We start from the raw sequence: 15,700 nt of genomic DNA on the forward strand, positions 1-15,700 counted from the left end.
CCCAACCCAACCCCCCGCCCGCCGTTTTTTTCCCCCCCCCCCCCCGGGGGGGCGCGGCCGGAGGCGCTTGCGCCTCCGGGTGAGGGCTCTTTGTCGAGGCCCCGCTCTAGTCCCAGAGCGCCATGGTCTCTGTCATCCGCTGCCGGGCCGTGGCGACCACCGCGTCGGACACCGTCGGTCGGGTCGGGAACTCGGCCCAGCTGAACAGGTCCGCCAGCGCCGCCATCCGGCGCCATTCCGCCGGCAGGTCGCCGCCCGCCGCGCGGTAGCCGGCGGCGACGGCGTCGGCGAAGCCCGGGCGGGATCCGAGCGGTGGCCGCAGCAGGTTGCCGAAATCGAAGAACGGGCTGCCGGCGAAGGCGAACTCCCAGTCCAGCACGGCGGCCACGGCCCAGCCTTCCGGTCCCCGGCGGACCAGGATGTTGGTGCCGCCGAAATCGGAATGGGTCAGGCAGGGCGGGCCGGGCCAGCGGTCGAGCAGCCCGGCCTCGCGCTTGGCGAAAGCGACCAGCCGGGCGGCCAGGTCGCCGCCCAGGCGCTCGCCGCCGGGTCCATCGACCAGCGCGTGGCGCAGGAAGCCGATCAGCCCGGCCCCGCCGGCATCCACCGGCTCGGCCACGGCCAGCGAGTCGTCGAGGAAGCCGCTGCGATCGAACCGCACGGCATGGATCGCGGCGAGCGCGGCGCCGACGGAACGGGCCAGTGGCAGCAGGGCCGAATGGTCCAGTCCGCGGGCCGCTTCGTCCAGGCGCTGCCCGTCGATCCATTCCAGCAGGGCGAAGGGCAGCCCCGTCTCCGGATCGTCGCCGCTGCCCAGGAGTCGGGGGGCGGGGACGCCGCGTTCGGTGGCGAGGGCATGGATCGCCCGCTCCTTGGCCGCCTGCGCCGGGTCGCGCTGGAACAGGCGCAGCACCACCGGCGGATGGCCGTCGAGATCGAGGCGGAGATTGGTGTTGGCGAGGCCGCCCGACAGCTCGGCGACCCGCAGCACCGCCGGCCGGCCGGGCAGGGACCGGACCAGCGCCGACGCTGCGTGCGTGCCGAGGACGACCGCCGGATACGGCCTCGACCAGCTCTCGCGCACGATTCCGCCTACCGGGCCAGGGCGCGGATCACGCGGTCGGCCATGGCCGGCGCCTCCGCCAGGTCGTGATAGAGGCCGAAGCCGAAGCGCAGCCGGTCGTCGCGATGGTCGACGACGATTCCGGCCGCGCGCAGCCGGTCGTCGATCGCGCCGGCGGCGTCGGTGCGATAGGTCAGGAAATGGCCGCGGACCGGCGTGTCCAGCGGCACCAGCAGCCGGTTGCGGGCGAGGTCCGGCACCTCGGCGCGGCCCAGCGCGCCGGCGAAGGCCTGCTGCAGCGCCAGCACGTGATCGTGGATCGCCGGCACGCCGATGCCCCGCTCGGCCAGCAGGTCGAGCACGGCAAGCAGGCGGTACAGGCCGGAGGGATCGAAGGTTGAGCCGAGGAAACGGCTGCCGTCGGTGCCATAGGGCACGCGCCCATCCTGCGCCCCGGCCAGCGCGCCGAAGGCGGCGTACCAGCCGGTGTCGCGCGGCCGCGGGCCATAGCCCGGCGGCACATGCAGGAAGCAGGCGCCTTCGCCGGCCATGGCGTATTTGTAGCCGCCGGCGATGTAGAAGGCGCGGCCGGCGACGGCGGACAGGTCGGTCGGCAGCGCCATGAAGCCGTGATAGCCGTCGATCGCGACCAGCGTCTCCCGGTCCGGCACCGCCGCCACCAGCGCCGCCAGGTCGGGCACGGCGTAGCCGGAGTTGAAGAACACCTGGCTGAAGAAGACGAGGTCGTGGCCGCCGGCCCCCGCCGCCGCGGCGAAGCGGGCAGGGAAGTCGGCCGTCGGCTCCTGCGCCACGCGGGTGACCCGGACCAGCCCGTCCTCCTCCAGCCGCGCCAACTGCCGGCGGACGCTGTGGAACTCGGAATCGGTCGTCAGCACCCGGGCCGGCCGGTCCGCCGGCAGGCAGGAGAGGAGCCGCCGCACGAATTCATGCGTGTTCGGCGCGAAGGCGAGGGCGGCCGGGTCGGGCAGGCTCAGGATCGCGGCGATCCGGGCCTGCAGCCGCGGCACCACATCGCCGAAGATCAGCTCCCATTTGTGGTCGGCGAGGCGGCTGGTGTCCTCGACGTATCGCATCTGGGCCTCGAACACCGCGTCGGGCCACAGGTGATGGCTGTGCGCGGCCAGGTGCAGCCGCTCCGGCGCCGCCGCCAGGAAGCGGGAGAACAGCGGCTTGAAGCTCATGCCCCGGCCTCCTCGTCATAGGACAGGCCGGTGCGCCGGGTGATCTCCTCCGGCAGCGGCGGCAGGGCCGAGCGCGGGATCAGATAGGTGGAGAGGGTGAACAGGTCGCCGAACACCCGGTGCCGCTCGGCGGTGCGGGCCAGGTAGTCATGGCCGGAGGATCCGCCGGTGCCGGTCTTCAGCCCGATCATGCGCTGGACCATCAGCGCGTGGCGGTAGCGCCACAGCGTCATGGTCTCGTCGAGGTCCATCAGCAGGCTCAGCAGTCCGAACGGCACCTGCAGCGCCGGCTCGTCGCGGTACAGATTGATGAACAGCGCGGCCTGCAGCGCCCGCCAGGACATCCGCCAGGACCCTTGCGCGGCCTCCTCGGCATGGCGAGTCTCGTCGAACAGCGCGTCGAAGCGCGACAGCGCCTGGCGCAGCGCCGCCACCTCCTTCTCCCGCGCCACCTCGTCCAGCGTCGGATGGGCGGTCAGGTGGCCGATATCGCCCTCCAGCATCGCCACCACCGCCTGGCGGTAGGCCTCGCGGAAGCGGTAGCCGCCGAGCTCGATGAAGGGCGTGCGGGCCAGCCAGGCGTCGAGCTGGTCGAACAGGCTGGGCTGGCTGCCGGCCGCCTCGACCCGCTCGCGCCCGGGCGATTCCAGCCGGGCCTCGAAGGACCGGCCCTCATAGGCCAGCCGGTCGGCCGCGCGCAGGCCGAGGCGGATCTCGATCAGCCGGAACTGCGCGCTCTGGAAGCCCGAGGCCGGGCGCAGCAGGTCTCGGAAGTCCAGGAAGTCGAGCGGCGTCATGGTCTCGAGCACGTCGAGCTGGTGCACGCCGAGCTTCAGGATCTCGTGGATGCGGCGCAGGGCCCGGCTGGCACGGCCGATGGCGCGGTCGTCGACCCGCTCGGCCGCGAACACGCCCTGCACTGCGTCGAGCTCGAACAGGATCTGCTTGAACCACAGCTCGTAGGCCTGATGCACGATGATGAACAGCATCTCGTCATGCGCCGGCCGCCCGGCCTTCTCGCTTTCGCGGGCCTGCAGGTCGAGCAGCTGGTCGAGCTGGAGATAGGATGCGTAGTGGACGCCTGGTTCGGCCATAGCACGTCTCCCGGTGGCTATGCCTGCCGGTTGCCGACCGGAGTCGACCGCGGTCCAGTGCTGGTGGTGACCGGAAGCTAGCGCGGAGGCAGCGGGAATCGCAAGACGTCAGGGCCAGGGATAACCGGCGACGGGGATGCCGGCCTTGGCCATCTCGGCCGCCACCTCGCGGCGATAGGCAACGACATCCGGCACCGGCACGGCGCGGAGGCGGCCGACCTCCTCGGTCGTGAAGGGCGGGATTCCGGTCCGGGTCTCCGGCGCGCCGAAGCGGGCGATGACATAGTTCATGACGGCGGCGATCCGGCCGTTCGGCAGGCTGGAATTGACCACGCCCGGCACGTGCATGACATAGATCCGGCCCGTCTCGGTGCGGCCGAATCCGTCGACATAGCCGCGGAAATCGGGGATGCCGCGGTCCGGGCTGCCGGAGCCGTCGGCGCCGTGGCAGCCCGAGCATTTCAGCATGTAGTCGATATGGGCCGAACGGGTCTCCTGCGCCCAGGCGGGGGCGGCCAGCAGCAGCGCGGCGAGGACGAGGCCGGGCCGCGGGGCCGTCATGAGCCCTTGCGCAGCTTCTGCAACGCCGAATGGGATGGCGGCGCCTCGCGGGTCTTGGCGATCAGGGCAGGGTCGACCGCCTGGCCGGTCTGGTTCAGCGTGCCCAGGAGGTAGGAGCCGATGGCCGCGAGCTCCTCGTCGGTCATCGCCTGGGGCGGCATGACCAGGCCGGCATAGACCTGGCCGCCGGATTGGATCATGCCGGACAGTCCGGAGGTCATCACCCCGGCGACATAGCCGGGCGCCCGGTCGCCCAGGCGCCGCCACAGGGCAGCGTCGTTGAGCGGCGGGGCGATGCCCGGATTGCCGACGCCGCCGGCCTGGTGGCAGGCGGCGCAGACGGAGTCGAACAGCACCTTGCCGTCCTGTGCATTTGCCGCCGGCGCGACCGCCGCCAGCAGCAGGATCATGGTCGCCGGGCCGACCCTCATTCGGCGATGCCCACCAGCGCCGCCACGGTGCAGTGATAGCCCTGCGAGGTGTTGGCCATGCACCAGTTGATGTCGTTGTGCAGGCCCATGCGATAGCCGGGGCGCTCGCGCTCATTGGTGTTGCAGAACGGGCTGTTGTCGCAGATCGCCTTGCCGCAGCAGTCGTTGTAGGACACCAGATAGTCCTTGCCGTCGGTCGGGTTGCGGCAGGTGCCGACCCAGGTGACCTTGGACACCTCCGCGCCCGGCGGGCACTGGTTCACCGAGCCGCCGCAACTGCTGCAGAGATTGCCGTCCAGCGCGCAGTAGCGCCAGTACTCGCAGGCGGTGGGGTCGTCGATCGCCCCGACGGCGGCATGGGCCTGGCCGAAGGTGCGGTCGAAGGGCAGGACCGGCAGCAGCATGCCGCCGACCAGGGCGGTGCCGGACTTCGCCAGGAAGGAGCGGCGGCTGCTGCCCAGCGCCAGCCGGCGGCTGCCGGTCTCGGCGATCCGATCGATGAAGCCGGTGAGCGTGTCGAAGAGCGTGATCACGGGATGCTCCTTTCCGGCGTCAGCCGCGGGCCGGGGCGGTGCCGTCCAGGAAGTCCTGGATCGAGGCGACGCCCATCTCCTTGGCGTTGAACAGGCTCTCGAGCTGCTCGCGGCTGTTGACCAGCCCCTTGGAGAGCACGGTGCCGTCCTCGCCGAGCAGGACGGCGAAGGGCAGGCGCGAGACCCGGTAGGCGAGGCCAAGCTCGGTCGAGTTGACATAGGCGAAGGAGGTCAGCCCCGCGGTCTGGATGAAGCGGCGCTGCCTGTCCTCCTCGCCGTCGCTGGCCAGCACGACGTCCAGCCACGGCCGCTCCGCCTCGCGCACCGAGCGCAGCACCGGCAGCAGCTTCTTGCAGATCGGGCAGGTCGGGGACAGGAAGAAGACCAGTGTCGAGCGGCCGGGCCGCGGCCCGATCGCCACCTCTCCGCCATTGAGGCTTTCCAGGGCGAAGCGCGGCGAGACATCGCCGATCTTCGGGCCGGAATCATTGACCAGGGCGCCGAGCGGGGTGATGCGCTCATACAGCACGCCGATCTGCCGCGACAGGGCGAACAGGGCGACGATCAGGCCGAGCACGACGACCCAGAGCAAGGCCAGTGCGAAGATCATCAGAGTCATGGGTGGCCCCTTCCTTGAACGTCAGCGCCGGATGCCGATGATTGCGGCGTTGGCGAGGATCTGCTCGGCCAGCAGATAGGCGGCAAAGCAAGTCAGCCCGCCGAGGGTGACGACCAGCGTCCCGGCGAGGCCGGGGACGGAGAGCGGGACGGCCGCCGCGGCCCCGGCGATCGCGGCCAGGATCAGGTTGCGCCCGACCAGCGGCCAGCCGAGCGGCTGGGGCGCGCCGCCGCAGCCGCATTCGATGCGGTCGCGGCCGCGCCGGAGATTGACCGCCATACTGCCGGCATAGGCCAGCAGCAGTCCGGCGGCGAGCATCGCGCCGACGGCCTGGCCGCCGGGAACGATCAGCGCCAGGACGACGGCGATCTCGGCGGCGGCGACCAGCGCGGCGAGCGGCCGGGCCATCGCCTCCGGCACCAGGCGGTAATCGGCGACGAAGCCGGTGAAGGCGGTGAAGTCGAACACCTTGTGGATCGCGGCGCGGGCGAACAGCAGGGCGGTGAAGGCGATCGCCGTCGCCGGGGCGAGGAGTGTCGCGTCCATCACTCCACCACCGCCAGCGCCATCGGGAAGCCGGTGAGGCCGGCCTCTCCGGCCGCCTTCAGGGCATAGCCGGCGGCCGGGTCGGTGGTGAAACGCAGCAGCGACCCGGTCTCGGTGGTGCCGAACAGGACCGGCGCGTCGCCGCCGCTGACGGCGATGGAGACGATATGCTCGACCGGCGAGCGCGACAGCAGCTTCTTGGCCTTCAGATCATAGGCCCAGATCTCGTGCGCTGCCGCCTTGTGGCTGCCGTCCTTGGCGTCCGGATGCATGGTGACGAACAGGATGCCCTTGGCGGCGTTGACCGCGGCGATGCCGTAGCCGCCCGGCGCCCAGCCGCCCTCGACCCCGGCGGTCAGGTCGAAGGTCTCGGCGGTCTTCATCGGCCCGCTGTCATCCTTCAGCAGCAGCGCCTTGCCGCCATAGGTCACGAAGATGCGGCCGCCATCATAGGCGGCGGGGGCGATGAAGATCGGGTTGGCATCGGCGTCGAAGATCGCCGCGCTCGCCACCTTCTCCTTCGCCTTGCCGTCGGGGCCGAGGCTGATGTCCTGGAAGGTACCGTCGCCGCAGGCGGTGGCGAACCGGTCGCCCTGGGCCGAGGGGTAGATGCCGTAGCAGCCCGGCGTCGGGATCTCCTCGGTGACGCTGCCGGCGGTCAGGTCGACCACGGTGACCGAGGTCGCCGGGGTGGCGTTCTGCACCAGCAGGAACCGGCCGGTCGCCGTCCGCTGCAGCAGCGGCGCATAGCCCAGCGCCATGGCGGCCTTGGGCGGCAGCGCGATCTCCTTGGTCAGGGCCAGCTTCGGCACGTCGTAGATCTCCACGACCTGCTCGTTCGGCCCATGGGTGATCCGCTTGAGGTAGCTGGACTGGCCGTAGGCCGTCTTGCCGTCCGGCGCGACCAGCATCTGGCCCATCGAGCCGGAGGTCATCAGCCCCTTGAAGGCGAGGTCGCTCTGGCCGAAGACGGCGATGCTGCCGGCGCCCTTCCATTCCTGCTGGTAGACGAAGACGTTCGGCCCCGGATCGATCGCCGCCTTGACGGTCACGACCTCTGGCGTGAACTCCGCCGCGAAGGCGGCGGGGGCGAGGGCCAGGACGACGGCCCCCAGGACGAGTCGGCTCGGAGTTGCCACGTCGCGATCTCCCCCTCTGTCGGTCGCGGCAACGATAGCGACGGATTTTCCGCCGCCGCTATCCAGTTTCCCGGGTGAGATTGCCCAAGAATTGGGCCGTCACTTTCATTGACCAGAATCTGGGCTCGTGATCCGATCATGCCGATTGGCTGGACGAGCCGCCCGATGCCCGAGGTCGTCTACACCCGCCGCGACTACACCGACGCCTCTGCGCAGGAAGGCGCGCTGCTGGGCTGGCACCAGCGCTACGCCCAGCTGAACCCCGGCCCCTATCGCGGCGCGGTCGAAATGCTGCGGCTGGACGGCGTCTGCCTATGGCGCGAACGGGTCAGCGTCGCGGTGGAGGAGGCGACGGCGGCCCCGGACGGCCAGCTGGTCTTTGTGCGCGCCTTGGCGGACCGCAACACCTACCGGATGAACGCGGTGCCGGTCGGCAGCGGGGAGGTGCTGGTGATGCGGGGCGGCGAGGAGCTCCATGCCAGCCTCGCGCCGGACAGCGACATCCTGATCGTCTCGGTCGAGGCGGAGAAGGTGTTCGGGGCGCCGGCGCTGCGGCCCCCGGCGCCGCAGGCCCCGGCCCTGGCGGCGCCGACCTTCCCGGACATGGAGGCGGCGGCGCAGTGGTTCGTCGGGCTGATGGTCTTGTTCTCGGGCGCGATGGCCCTGCCGGGCGAAGACCTGGCCCGGCTGCTGCCGGAGCTGATCGCCGACAAGCTCGGCTTCTTGTACGCGCAGATCCTGCACCGAACGGCGGGCACACGGCCGCTGCGCTCCGGCGACCACAGGCTCTATCGGCGTGCCCGCGAGATGGTCGAGGACCAGCCGGACGAGCCGATCGGCGTGACCCAACTCGCCCGCCGGCTCGGCGTCCCCAGCGAGATCCTGCGCTCCGCCTTCAAGGAGACGGTGGGTGTCGGCCCGGGCCTGTGGCTGCGGCTGAAGCGGCTGGACGGCGCCCGGCGCGACCTGCTGGCGGCGGACGGCTCGGACCGGACGGTCTCGGACATCGCCATGAAATGGGGCTTCTGGCACCTCGGCCGGTTCTCGGCCTACTACGCCGCGCTCTACGGCGAATCCCCGTCCAGGACGGTGCGCAGCCGCGGCTGACGGCGCTGCCGGTCACACGAGCTTGCGGGTGTCCTCGATCACCTTGCCGTCGTTCGGCAGGCTGCCCGGCGGCACCGCCGCCACCGCGGCACGCAGCTTGGTGACGTCGAGCATCGTCTCGGCCACGGCCTCGGCGACCGAAGCGTCGGCGCTCTCCACCTGCAGCGCCACGTCATCGATGCCCTGGCGGCTCGACACCAGCAGCCGGCCGCGCTCCAGCCCGTGGCGCTTCAGCACCTCGGCGATCTGGCCGGGATGGACGAACAGGCCGCGCACCTTGGTGCTCTGGTCGGCCCGGCCGAGCCAGCCGCGCAGCCGCGGCGCGGTGCGGCCGCAGGGGCTGCGCCCGGGCAGGATGGCGGACAGGTCGCCGGTGGCGAAGCGGATCCAGGGCGTGCAGCGGTCGAAGCTGGTGACCACCACCTCGCCGACCTCGCCCTCGGGCACCGGGTCGCCGGTGCCGGGACGGACGATCTCGACCAGGATGCCCTCGGCCAGCACCAGCCCCTCATGCGCCTCGGTCTCATAGGCGATCAGGCCGAGATCGGCGGTGCCGTAGCTCTGGAACAGGTCGATGGCGCGGGCCGAGTAGAACTCCCGCAGCGGCGGCAGCAGCGGCCCGCCGGAGACATGGGCCAGTTTCACCGAGCTGCTGTCGTGGCCGAGTTGGTCGGCCTTCTCCAGGATCAGCTTCAGGAAGTCGGGCGTGCCGACATAGCCGCGCGGCTTCAGATCCGCCATGGCCCGGGCCTGCAGCTCGGTGTTGCCGGTGCCGGCCGGGATCACGGCGCAGCCCAGCGCCTCGGCGCCCGTCTCGAACATCACGCCGGCCGGGGTGAAGTGGTAGGAGAAGCAGTTCTGCAGGATGTCGCCTTCGCGGAAGCCGCTGGCGAACAGGGCGCGGGCGAAGCGCCAACTGTCGATGCCATGCGCCTCGCCCTCGTAGATCGGGCCGGGGGAGGCGAAGATCCGGCGGAACCGCCCGGGCGGGATCGTGGTCAGGCCGCCGAAGGGCAGGTCGACCGCCTGGATCGTCGGCAGGTCGGATTTCCGGGTCAGCGGCAGCTCCGCCAGCTCGGCCCGGCTGGTCACCGCCGCCGGGTCGAATTCGGCCAGGCGCTTGGCGTAGCCGGGGGCGGCTGCCTTGGCATGGGCGATCTGGGCCGGCAGCTCGGCCAGCAGCGCCGCCTCCCGCACCTCGGACGGACGGGTCTCGAGATCGTCGTAATGCTCGGCCATGGGGTGCCCCACCCTGTGTCGTGTCGAAGGTCCGACCTCAAACATGACGCCGCCCGCCGGGGCAGACAATGCCGGCAGGTGGATACCGCTATAGCCAGCGCTTGCGGCGCTTGAAGCTCTTCAGGTTCTTGAAGCTCTTGCGCTGCTCCCCGCCGCCGCCGAGATAGAATTCCTTGACGTCCTCATTGGCTGCCAGCGCCTCGGCGGTGCCGTCCAGCACCACCTTGCCGTTCTCCATGATGTAGCCGGTGTCGGCGCAGGACAGGGCCATCCGGGCGTTCTGCTCGACCAGCAGGATCGAGATGCCGAGATCGGCGTTGAGGCGGCGGATGATGCCGAACACCTCCTTCACCATCAGCGGCGACAGGCCCATCGACGGCTCGTCCATCAGGATCAGCTTGGGCCGCGCCATCAGCGCCCGGCCGATCGCCAGCATCTGCTGCTCGCCGCCAGACAGGTAGCCGGCCAGGCCGTTCCTCTCCCGCAACCGCGGGAAATAACCGTAGACCCGGTCGATGTCGTCGGCCACGCCGCGGTCGCGCCGGGTGTGGGCGCCGAGCCGCAGGTTCTCGACGCAGGTCATGTCGGCGACGATGCGGCGCCCCTCCATCACCTGGAAGATGCCCCGGCGCACCACGGCGCCGGGGTCGAGGTCATGGATCGGCTGGCCCTCATAGTGGATCGCACCGCGGGTGACCGCCCCGTCCTCGGTGCGCAAGAGGCCGGAGATCGCCTTCAGCGTCGTCGACTTGCCGGCCCCGTTGGCGCCGAGCAGCGCCACGATCGCCCCCTGCGGCACCGCGAGGCTGAGGCCGCGCAGCACCAGGATGACGTCGTTGTAGACGACCTCGATGTTCTCGACCGAGAGCAGCGGCGGGGCGGTCATGCCGGGCTCAGTACCCCAGCCATTCCGGGCGGCGGGGCAGGGTGATCTCGGCCACCTTCTCCAGCGACATGGTGCCGTCGGCCATCAGCGCCGTGACCTCCTTGCCCTGGGTCGCGCCCTTCACATGGCCCTGGTAGATCGGCACGGTCATCAGCCCGCGATGGTCGGTCGCGGTCCAGGTCGAGGGCAGGCACACGCCTTCCAGCCCGGCCGGCACCCAGTCCTTCTTCTCGTACATCGCGTCACGGATGGCGAGGCCGGCGACCGCGCCCTTGGCCTTCGCCGCCTTGACCGCCTCGACCATGTAGGAGGTGGCGCAGACGCCGGCGATATAGCTCAGCGGCCGATAGGCCTCGCCGCTGGAATCGCTGGTCTTGGAGATCTCGCGCACCCGGTCCATGCCGGCGTTCTTGTCGGTCCAGATCGAGCCGGTGCGGACCGCGACCACCACGCCGTCGGCGTTCTGGCCCGCCGCCTTCATGACGTTCTCGTCATAGCCCCAAACATTGGCGACGAACTGCACCTTGGTGCCGGCGGTGGCGCAGGCGTTCAGGAGCGAAGTGGTAGAGCCGGCGATGTTGGCGACATAGGCGTAGTTGGCGCCCTTCTCCTTCAGCGTCAGGCACTGCGGCGTGAAGTCGCCCGGCGCCATCGTGTACTGGATCGGGTCCAGCACCTCGAACCCGAGCTCCTGTGCATATTCGTTGCAGGCCGCCTTGGGCGAGTTCGGATAGGGGTGGTTGTCGCCCATATGGACCCATTTCGGCTTGCCCTGGCCGCCCTTCTTCTTCCAGTCCTCGGCCGCCCATTGCGCCAGCGCCCTGCAGGCGTCGGAATAGGAGGGGCCGTAGAAGAAGTTGAAGGGAGTCGCCTTGGTCGCCTTCGGTGCCTTGCCGGTCGGGTCGGTCAGCGCCCCGGAATAGGAGGCGGAGTAGTAGGGGATCTGGTCCTTGCCGACGAATTCGATCAGCGCCTCGGTATCGGCGGTGCCCCAGCCAGTGATGGCGACGACATGCTCATTCGCCACCAGCCGCTGGTATTCCGAGACCGCCTGCGGCGCCTTGTAGGCGTAGTCATAGGTCTCGAAGGCGATGTCGTCGCCGTCGACCCCGCCATTCTCGTTCACCCAGTTCAGCGTGTCGGCGACGCCGTCGGCATAGGGCACGCCGATCGAGGCGGTCGGGCCGGTCAGGTCGGCGATGTGGCCGACTGGGATGTCGTCGGCGAATGCTGGCGCGGCGGCACAGAGGCCGATCAGGGCGGTGGCGGTGAGCAGGGATCGTCTCGACATCCGGGTGTCCTCCATGGCGGCCGTTCTGTCGCGGCCGGGTTCAGTACGAGAAGGGATACAGCTTCCACCAGGCCTTGATCTGGCGCCAGCGATGGGCCAGGCCGTCCGGCTCGAAGATCAGGAACAGGATGATGGCGATGCCGACCGCCATCTCCTTCAGGAAGTTGATGCCGACGCGCAGGTCGAGCGTCTTGTACAGCCAGGTGCCGCGGATCAGCCGCACCAGCCAGTCCATCACGTCCGGCAGCGACACCATGAAGACGGTGCCGAGGATGGTGCCCATGATCGAGCCCAGCCCGCCGATGATGATCATGCCGAGGAACTCGATCGACTTCAGGATCGTGAACTCCTCGACCGAAACCACCTGCAGGTAATGGGCGTAGAGTGCGCCGCCGACCCCGGCGTAGAAGGCGGCGATGCCGAAGGACAGCACCCGGTAGCGGGTCAGGTTGATGCCCATGATCTCGGCGGCCAGGTAATGGTCGCGCACGGCGACGAAGGCGCGGCCGTCGCGCGAGCGCATCAGATTGGTCGCGGCCAGGTACAAGAGCACGCCCCAGAACAGCACGACGTAGAAGTAGTTGATGCGGTCGACCTCCCAGCCGAACAGGGTCACCGGGGCGGCATGGGCGCCGGCGACGCCGCCGGTGAACCAGCCGGCGCGGGCGAAGAAATCCTCCAGGATGACCTGGGCGGCGAGGGTGGCGATGGCGAGGTACAGGCCCTTGATCCGCGCCGCCGGGATGCCGAAGACGAGGCCGACCGCGGCGGTCATCACCCCGGCGATCGGGATGCAGAAGAACACCGGGATGCCGGTGGTGCGGTTCAGCCAGGCCGAGGCGAAGGCGCCGAAGCCGAAGAACACGGCGTGGCCGATCGAGATCTGGCCGGTGAAGCCGACCAGGATGTTGAGGCCCAGCGCGGCGACGGCGAGGTAGCCGATCTCGATGAAGCTGTCGATCCAGCCCTTGGACAGCCAGCCGAGTTGCACCGCGATCGGCGAGAATGCCAGCAGCAGCAGGATGACGATGACGCTGCGCCGGCTGAACGCGTCGGCGAAGATGGTGGTGTCGGCGGCGTAGCTGGTGCGGAAGTCACCGCAGGGGCGGGCATAGGCGTTGGCCATCACACCCTCTCGATGTCGCGGGTGCCGAACAGGCCGTAGGGCTTGATCATCAGGATCACGATCAGGACGTAGAAGGGCGCGATCTTCAGCATGTTGCCCCAGCCCAGGAAGGTGACGTCCAGCCAATGGGCGAAATGCTCCAGCACGCCGATGATCAGCCCGCCCAGCACCGCGCCGACGACGCTGTCGAGCCCGCCCAGGATCACCGCCGGGAACACCTTGATGCCGAAGACCGAGAGGGCGGAGGAGACGCCGTTGACCACGCCGACGACGATGCCGGCGACCGACGAGACCATGGCCGAGATCGCCCAGGCCATGGCGAAGACCTGTTTCACCGAGATGCCCATCGACTGCGCGACCTGCTGGTCGAAGGCGGTGGCGCGCATCGCCAGGCCCATGCGCGAGAATTTGAAGAACCAGGCGAAGCCGCCCATGATGAACAGGCTGATCGCCATCGACAGGATGTAGACGGTCTGCACCTGCAGCCCGAGGATGTCGACCGACTGGGTCTCGAACACCGGCGGGAAGGGCTGGGCCGAGACGCCGAAGATCCAGGCCATCATCGGCTGGAACACCAGCGACAGCCCGATCGTGACCATGATCACCGAAATCACCGGCTCGCCGATCAAGGGCCGCAGCACCACCACCTGCAGCAGGATGCCGAACACCAGCATGAAGGCGAGGGTGATGGCGAAGCCCAGCACGAAGGGCACCTGGTACTTGGTCAGCACCCACCAGCAGATCCAGGCGCCGATCAGCAGGAACTCGCCCTGGGCGAAGTTCACCACCCGGCTGGCCTTGTAGATCAGCACGAAGGACATGGCGACGACGCCATAGAGCGTGCCGACGATCACGCCGTTGACCAGCAGCTGGAACAGGAAGGCGAGGTTCATGGGCTCACTCCGCCGCGTGGCGCCGCCCGGCGCGGCCGGGGGCGAGGTCGACCACCTTGAGCGTGGTGCGGATCCGCTGCCGGGTGCCGTCCTGGAAGGTGATGGTGGTGTCGACCGGGATCGCCGGGTCGCCGCGATAGATCGCGTCGATGATGTCGCCGTATTTCTCGCCGATCACGCCGCGGCGCACCTTGCGGGTGCGGGTCAGCTCGCCGTCATCGGCGTCCAGCTCCTTGTACAGCAGCAGGAAGCGGCGGATGCGCTGCGCCTCCGGCAGGCCGGCATTGACCGTCTCGACCTCGCGGCGGATCAGGCCGTAAACCTCCTCCCGCGCCGACAGGTCGGTGTAGGTGGTGAAGGCGATGCGGCTCTTCTCCGCCCATTTCGAGACGATCGGGAAGCGGATGCAGATCATCGCCGCCAGGTCCGGCCGGCCATGGCCCAGGATCACCGCCTCGCCGACATAGGGCGAGAATTTCAGCTTGTTCTCAATGTATTGCGGGCTGAACCTGTCGCCGCCGCTGGTGGTGGCGAGATCCTTCATCCGGTCGATCACGACCAGGTGGCCCTTGCCGTCGACATAGCCGGCGTCGCCGGTCGCCAGCCAGCCGTCGCGCAGATCGGCCTTGGACGCCTCCTCGTTGCGGTAGTAGCCGAGGAACATGTTGGGGTGGCGGGTGACGATCTCGCCGACGCCGTTCTGGTCCGGCGCCTCGATCCGCAGCTGGATGCTGTCGTCGAAGGCGATTCCGACCGTGTCGAAATCGACGTCGCCCGCCCGGTGGATGGTGTAGGCGCCCAGCAACTCGGTCTGGCCGTAGAGCTGGCGCAGCGGCACCCCCATGGCGAGGAAGAAGCGGAAGGTCTCAGGCCCCAGCGCCGCCCCGCCGGTCGCGGCCGAGCGCAGCCGGGAGAAGCCCAGCCGGTCGCGCAGCGCGGCGAAGAGCAGGATCTTCGCAAGCGGTGATTTCTTTTTATGATCAAGCGCTTTCAGGCCGAATTTCATACCGAGGTCGAACAGGCGTCGCTTGAGCCAGGAGGCGTCCATCATCCGGCTGCGGACATCGGCCGCCAGCCCCTCCCAGACCCGCGGCGCCAGCAGCACGAAGGTCGGGCCGATCTCGCGGAAATCCGCCCAGCTGGTGCTCTGCTCCTCGACGAAGTTCACCACCATCCGGCACTGCAGCGCCTTCCCGAAGACGTAGACCTGCTCCATGATCCAGGGCAGCGGCAGCACCGAGACGTACTCGTCCCGCGGCCCCTGCGGGTCGACCGCCAGGTAGCTGGCGGTGTGGCGGATCACCGACCCGGCCGAGAGCATGGCCAGCTTCGGCTGCGCCGTGGTGCCGGAGGTGGTGCACAGCACCGCGACATCCTCGCCGCGCGTCTCCGCCACCATGCGGTCGTAGAGGCCCGGATCGGCAGCGAGCAGCGGGGCGCCGAGGGCGATGAAGCCGTCGACCGGCAGCAGCCGCGGATCCTCGTATTTCCGCATCCCGCGCGGGTCGGAATAGACGATGTGGCGGACGCTCGGGATGCGGTCGCCGAGGCCCAGCAGCTTGTCGACCTGCTCCTCATCCTCGGCCAGCACGATGGCGACCGAGGCGTGCCCGATCAGATAGGCCACCTCCTCGTCCAGCGCGTCGCGGTACAGGCCGAGGCTCATGGCGCCGGCGGCATGGGCGGCGATCTGGCCGGCCACCCAGTCCGGCCGGTTGTCGCCGATCAGCCCGACCACGGCGCCCGGCCCGATGCCCAGCGCCCGCAGGGCCAGGGCGAAGCCGCGCACCCGGGCGTGGAAGCCGGCCCAGCTGATCTCCTGCCAGATGCCGAAATCCTTCTCGCGCAGCGCCACCTCATTCGGCCATTGCGCGGCATTGCGGGCCAGCAGCTTGGGGAAGGTGTCGAAGGCGTCGGTCATGCCGAACCATTCCCGGCCGCCCCCTCACCCGAAATCGCGATGCGATTTC

Annotated in this window: 16 protein-coding genes; 1 reads left to right on the top strand and 15 read right to left on the bottom strand. The window is 69.8% G+C overall.

Annotation, left to right across the window (positions count from 1 at the left end; translation table 11 throughout):
* Positions 1 to 106: 106 nt before the first annotated feature.
* Genes AAHM41_RS14365 through AAHM41_RS14405 form a run of 9 tightly spaced genes read right to left on the bottom strand, consistent with a single transcriptional unit; the run spans position 107 to position 7,188 of the window.
* Positions 107 to 1,084 (bottom strand): phosphotransferase family protein, encoded by a 978-nt coding sequence (locus AAHM41_RS14365; protein WP_342237236.1) that lies wholly within the window; start codon positions 1,082 to 1,084, stop codon positions 107 to 109.
* Positions 1,085 to 1,092: 8 nt separating this feature from the next.
* Positions 1,093 to 2,265, bottom strand: a complete 1,173-nt coding sequence (locus AAHM41_RS14370) for a hypothetical protein (protein ID WP_342237237.1) — start codon at positions 2,263 to 2,265, stop codon at positions 1,093 to 1,095.
* Positions 2,262 to 3,458, bottom strand: a complete 1,197-nt coding sequence (locus AAHM41_RS14375; protein WP_342237277.1) for a tryptophan 2,3-dioxygenase family protein — start codon at positions 3,456 to 3,458, stop codon at positions 2,262 to 2,264. Before AAHM41_RS14375 ends, AAHM41_RS14370 begins: the two co-directional genes overlap by 4 nt.
* Positions 3,459 to 3,467: 9 nt before the next feature.
* Positions 3,468 to 3,920, bottom strand: a complete 453-nt coding sequence (locus AAHM41_RS14380; RefSeq protein WP_342237238.1) for a hypothetical protein — start codon at positions 3,918 to 3,920, stop codon at positions 3,468 to 3,470.
* On the bottom strand, positions 3,917 to 4,351 hold the full coding sequence (locus AAHM41_RS14385) for a c-type cytochrome (protein WP_342237239.1): 435 nt from the start codon (positions 4,349 to 4,351) through the stop codon (positions 3,917 to 3,919). Before AAHM41_RS14385 ends, AAHM41_RS14380 begins: the two co-directional genes overlap by 4 nt.
* Positions 4,348 to 4,884, bottom strand: coding sequence for a methylamine dehydrogenase light chain (locus AAHM41_RS14390; protein WP_342237240.1), 537 nt, complete (start codon positions 4,882 to 4,884; stop codon positions 4,348 to 4,350). The genes AAHM41_RS14385 and AAHM41_RS14390 overlap by 4 nt, the downstream gene beginning before the upstream one ends.
* A gap of 19 nt (positions 4,885 to 4,903) precedes the next feature.
* On the bottom strand, positions 4,904 to 5,503 hold the full coding sequence (gene mauD, locus AAHM41_RS14395; protein ID WP_342237241.1) for a methylamine dehydrogenase accessory protein MauD: 600 nt from the start codon (positions 5,501 to 5,503) through the stop codon (positions 4,904 to 4,906).
* 21 nt (positions 5,504 to 5,524) lie between these two features.
* Complete coding sequence (locus AAHM41_RS14400; protein ID WP_342237242.1) at positions 5,525 to 6,049, bottom strand: MauE/DoxX family redox-associated membrane protein; 525 nt, start codon at positions 6,047 to 6,049, stop codon at positions 5,525 to 5,527.
* On the bottom strand, positions 6,049 to 7,188 hold the full coding sequence (locus AAHM41_RS14405; protein WP_342237243.1) for an amine dehydrogenase large subunit: 1,140 nt from the start codon (positions 7,186 to 7,188) through the stop codon (positions 6,049 to 6,051). Before AAHM41_RS14405 ends, AAHM41_RS14400 begins: the two co-directional genes overlap by 1 nt.
* A 165-nt stretch (positions 7,189 to 7,353) precedes the next feature.
* Between AAHM41_RS14405 and AAHM41_RS14410 the strand changes: the two genes are divergently transcribed.
* Entirely contained in the window at positions 7,354 to 8,295 is a 942-nt protein-coding gene (locus AAHM41_RS14410; RefSeq protein ID WP_342237244.1) for a helix-turn-helix domain-containing protein, read from the top strand.
* Positions 8,296 to 8,307: 12 nt separating this feature from the next.
* On the opposite strand, the gene AAHM41_RS14415 is transcribed toward AAHM41_RS14410, so the two are convergent.
* The 6 genes from AAHM41_RS14415 to AAHM41_RS14440 all read right to left on the bottom strand — a co-directional run bounded on the left by AAHM41_RS14415 (position 8,308) and on the right by AAHM41_RS14440 (position 15,651).
* Positions 8,308 to 9,534, bottom strand: coding sequence for a phenylacetate--CoA ligase family protein (locus tag AAHM41_RS14415; protein ID WP_342237245.1), 1,227 nt, complete (start codon positions 9,532 to 9,534; stop codon positions 8,308 to 8,310).
* Positions 9,535 to 9,622: 88 nt separating this feature from the next.
* The gene (locus AAHM41_RS14420) at positions 9,623 to 10,420 is read right to left on the bottom strand and encodes an ABC transporter ATP-binding protein (protein ID WP_342237246.1); all 798 of its coding nucleotides are present in this window, start codon (positions 10,418 to 10,420) and stop codon (positions 9,623 to 9,625) included.
* 7 nt (positions 10,421 to 10,427) lie between these two features.
* Positions 10,428 to 11,711 carry an ABC transporter substrate-binding protein gene (locus AAHM41_RS14425; RefSeq protein ID WP_342237247.1) on the bottom strand — a complete coding sequence of 428 codons (1,284 nt, stop codon included), beginning with the start codon at positions 11,709 to 11,711 and terminating at the stop codon, positions 10,428 to 10,430.
* 40 nt (positions 11,712 to 11,751) lie between these two features.
* On the bottom strand, positions 11,752 to 12,837 hold the full coding sequence (locus AAHM41_RS14430; RefSeq protein ID WP_342237248.1) for a branched-chain amino acid ABC transporter permease: 1,086 nt from the start codon (positions 12,835 to 12,837) through the stop codon (positions 11,752 to 11,754).
* A complete protein-coding gene (locus AAHM41_RS14435; RefSeq protein ID WP_342237249.1) occupies positions 12,837 to 13,730 on the bottom strand; it encodes a branched-chain amino acid ABC transporter permease in 894 nt (297 codons plus the stop codon). Before AAHM41_RS14435 ends, AAHM41_RS14430 begins: the two co-directional genes overlap by 1 nt.
* Positions 13,731 to 13,734: 4 nt before the next feature.
* A complete protein-coding gene (locus tag AAHM41_RS14440; protein WP_342237250.1) occupies positions 13,735 to 15,651 on the bottom strand; it encodes a long-chain fatty acid--CoA ligase in 1,917 nt (638 codons plus the stop codon).
* Positions 15,652 to 15,700 lie beyond the last annotated feature (49 nt).

The organism is Inquilinus sp. OTU3971, from assembly GCF_038440215.1.

Coding starts and splice junctions, on each gene's coding strand:
- AAHM41_RS14415 (WP_342237245.1), bottom strand. CDS start 9,534: ATGGCCGAGCATTACGACGATCTCGAGACCCGTCCGTCCGAGGTGCGG.
- AAHM41_RS14430 (WP_342237248.1), bottom strand. CDS start 12,837: ATGGCCAACGCCTATGCCCGCCCCTGCGGTGACTTCCGCACCAGCTAC.
- AAHM41_RS14370 (WP_342237237.1), bottom strand. CDS start 2,265: ATGAGCTTCAAGCCGCTGTTCTCCCGCTTCCTGGCGGCGGCGCCGGAG.
- AAHM41_RS14385 (WP_342237239.1), bottom strand. CDS start 4,351: ATGAGGGTCGGCCCGGCGACCATGATCCTGCTGCTGGCGGCGGTCGCG.
- AAHM41_RS14440 (WP_342237250.1), bottom strand. CDS start 15,651: ATGACCGACGCCTTCGACACCTTCCCCAAGCTGCTGGCCCGCAATGCC.
- AAHM41_RS14425 (WP_342237247.1), bottom strand. CDS start 11,711: ATGTCGAGACGATCCCTGCTCACCGCCACCGCCCTGATCGGCCTCTGT.
- AAHM41_RS14400 (WP_342237242.1), bottom strand. CDS start 6,049: ATGGACGCGACACTCCTCGCCCCGGCGACGGCGATCGCCTTCACCGCC.
- mauD (WP_342237241.1), bottom strand. CDS start 5,503: ATGACTCTGATGATCTTCGCACTGGCCTTGCTCTGGGTCGTCGTGCTC.
- AAHM41_RS14435 (WP_342237249.1), bottom strand. CDS start 13,730: ATGAACCTCGCCTTCCTGTTCCAGCTGCTGGTCAACGGCGTGATCGTC.
- AAHM41_RS14410 (WP_342237244.1), top strand. CDS start 7,354: ATGCCCGAGGTCGTCTACACCCGCCGCGACTACACCGACGCCTCTGCG.
- AAHM41_RS14380 (WP_342237238.1), bottom strand. CDS start 3,920: ATGACGGCCCCGCGGCCCGGCCTCGTCCTCGCCGCGCTGCTGCTGGCC.
- AAHM41_RS14420 (WP_342237246.1), bottom strand. CDS start 10,420: ATGACCGCCCCGCCGCTGCTCTCGGTCGAGAACATCGAGGTCGTCTAC.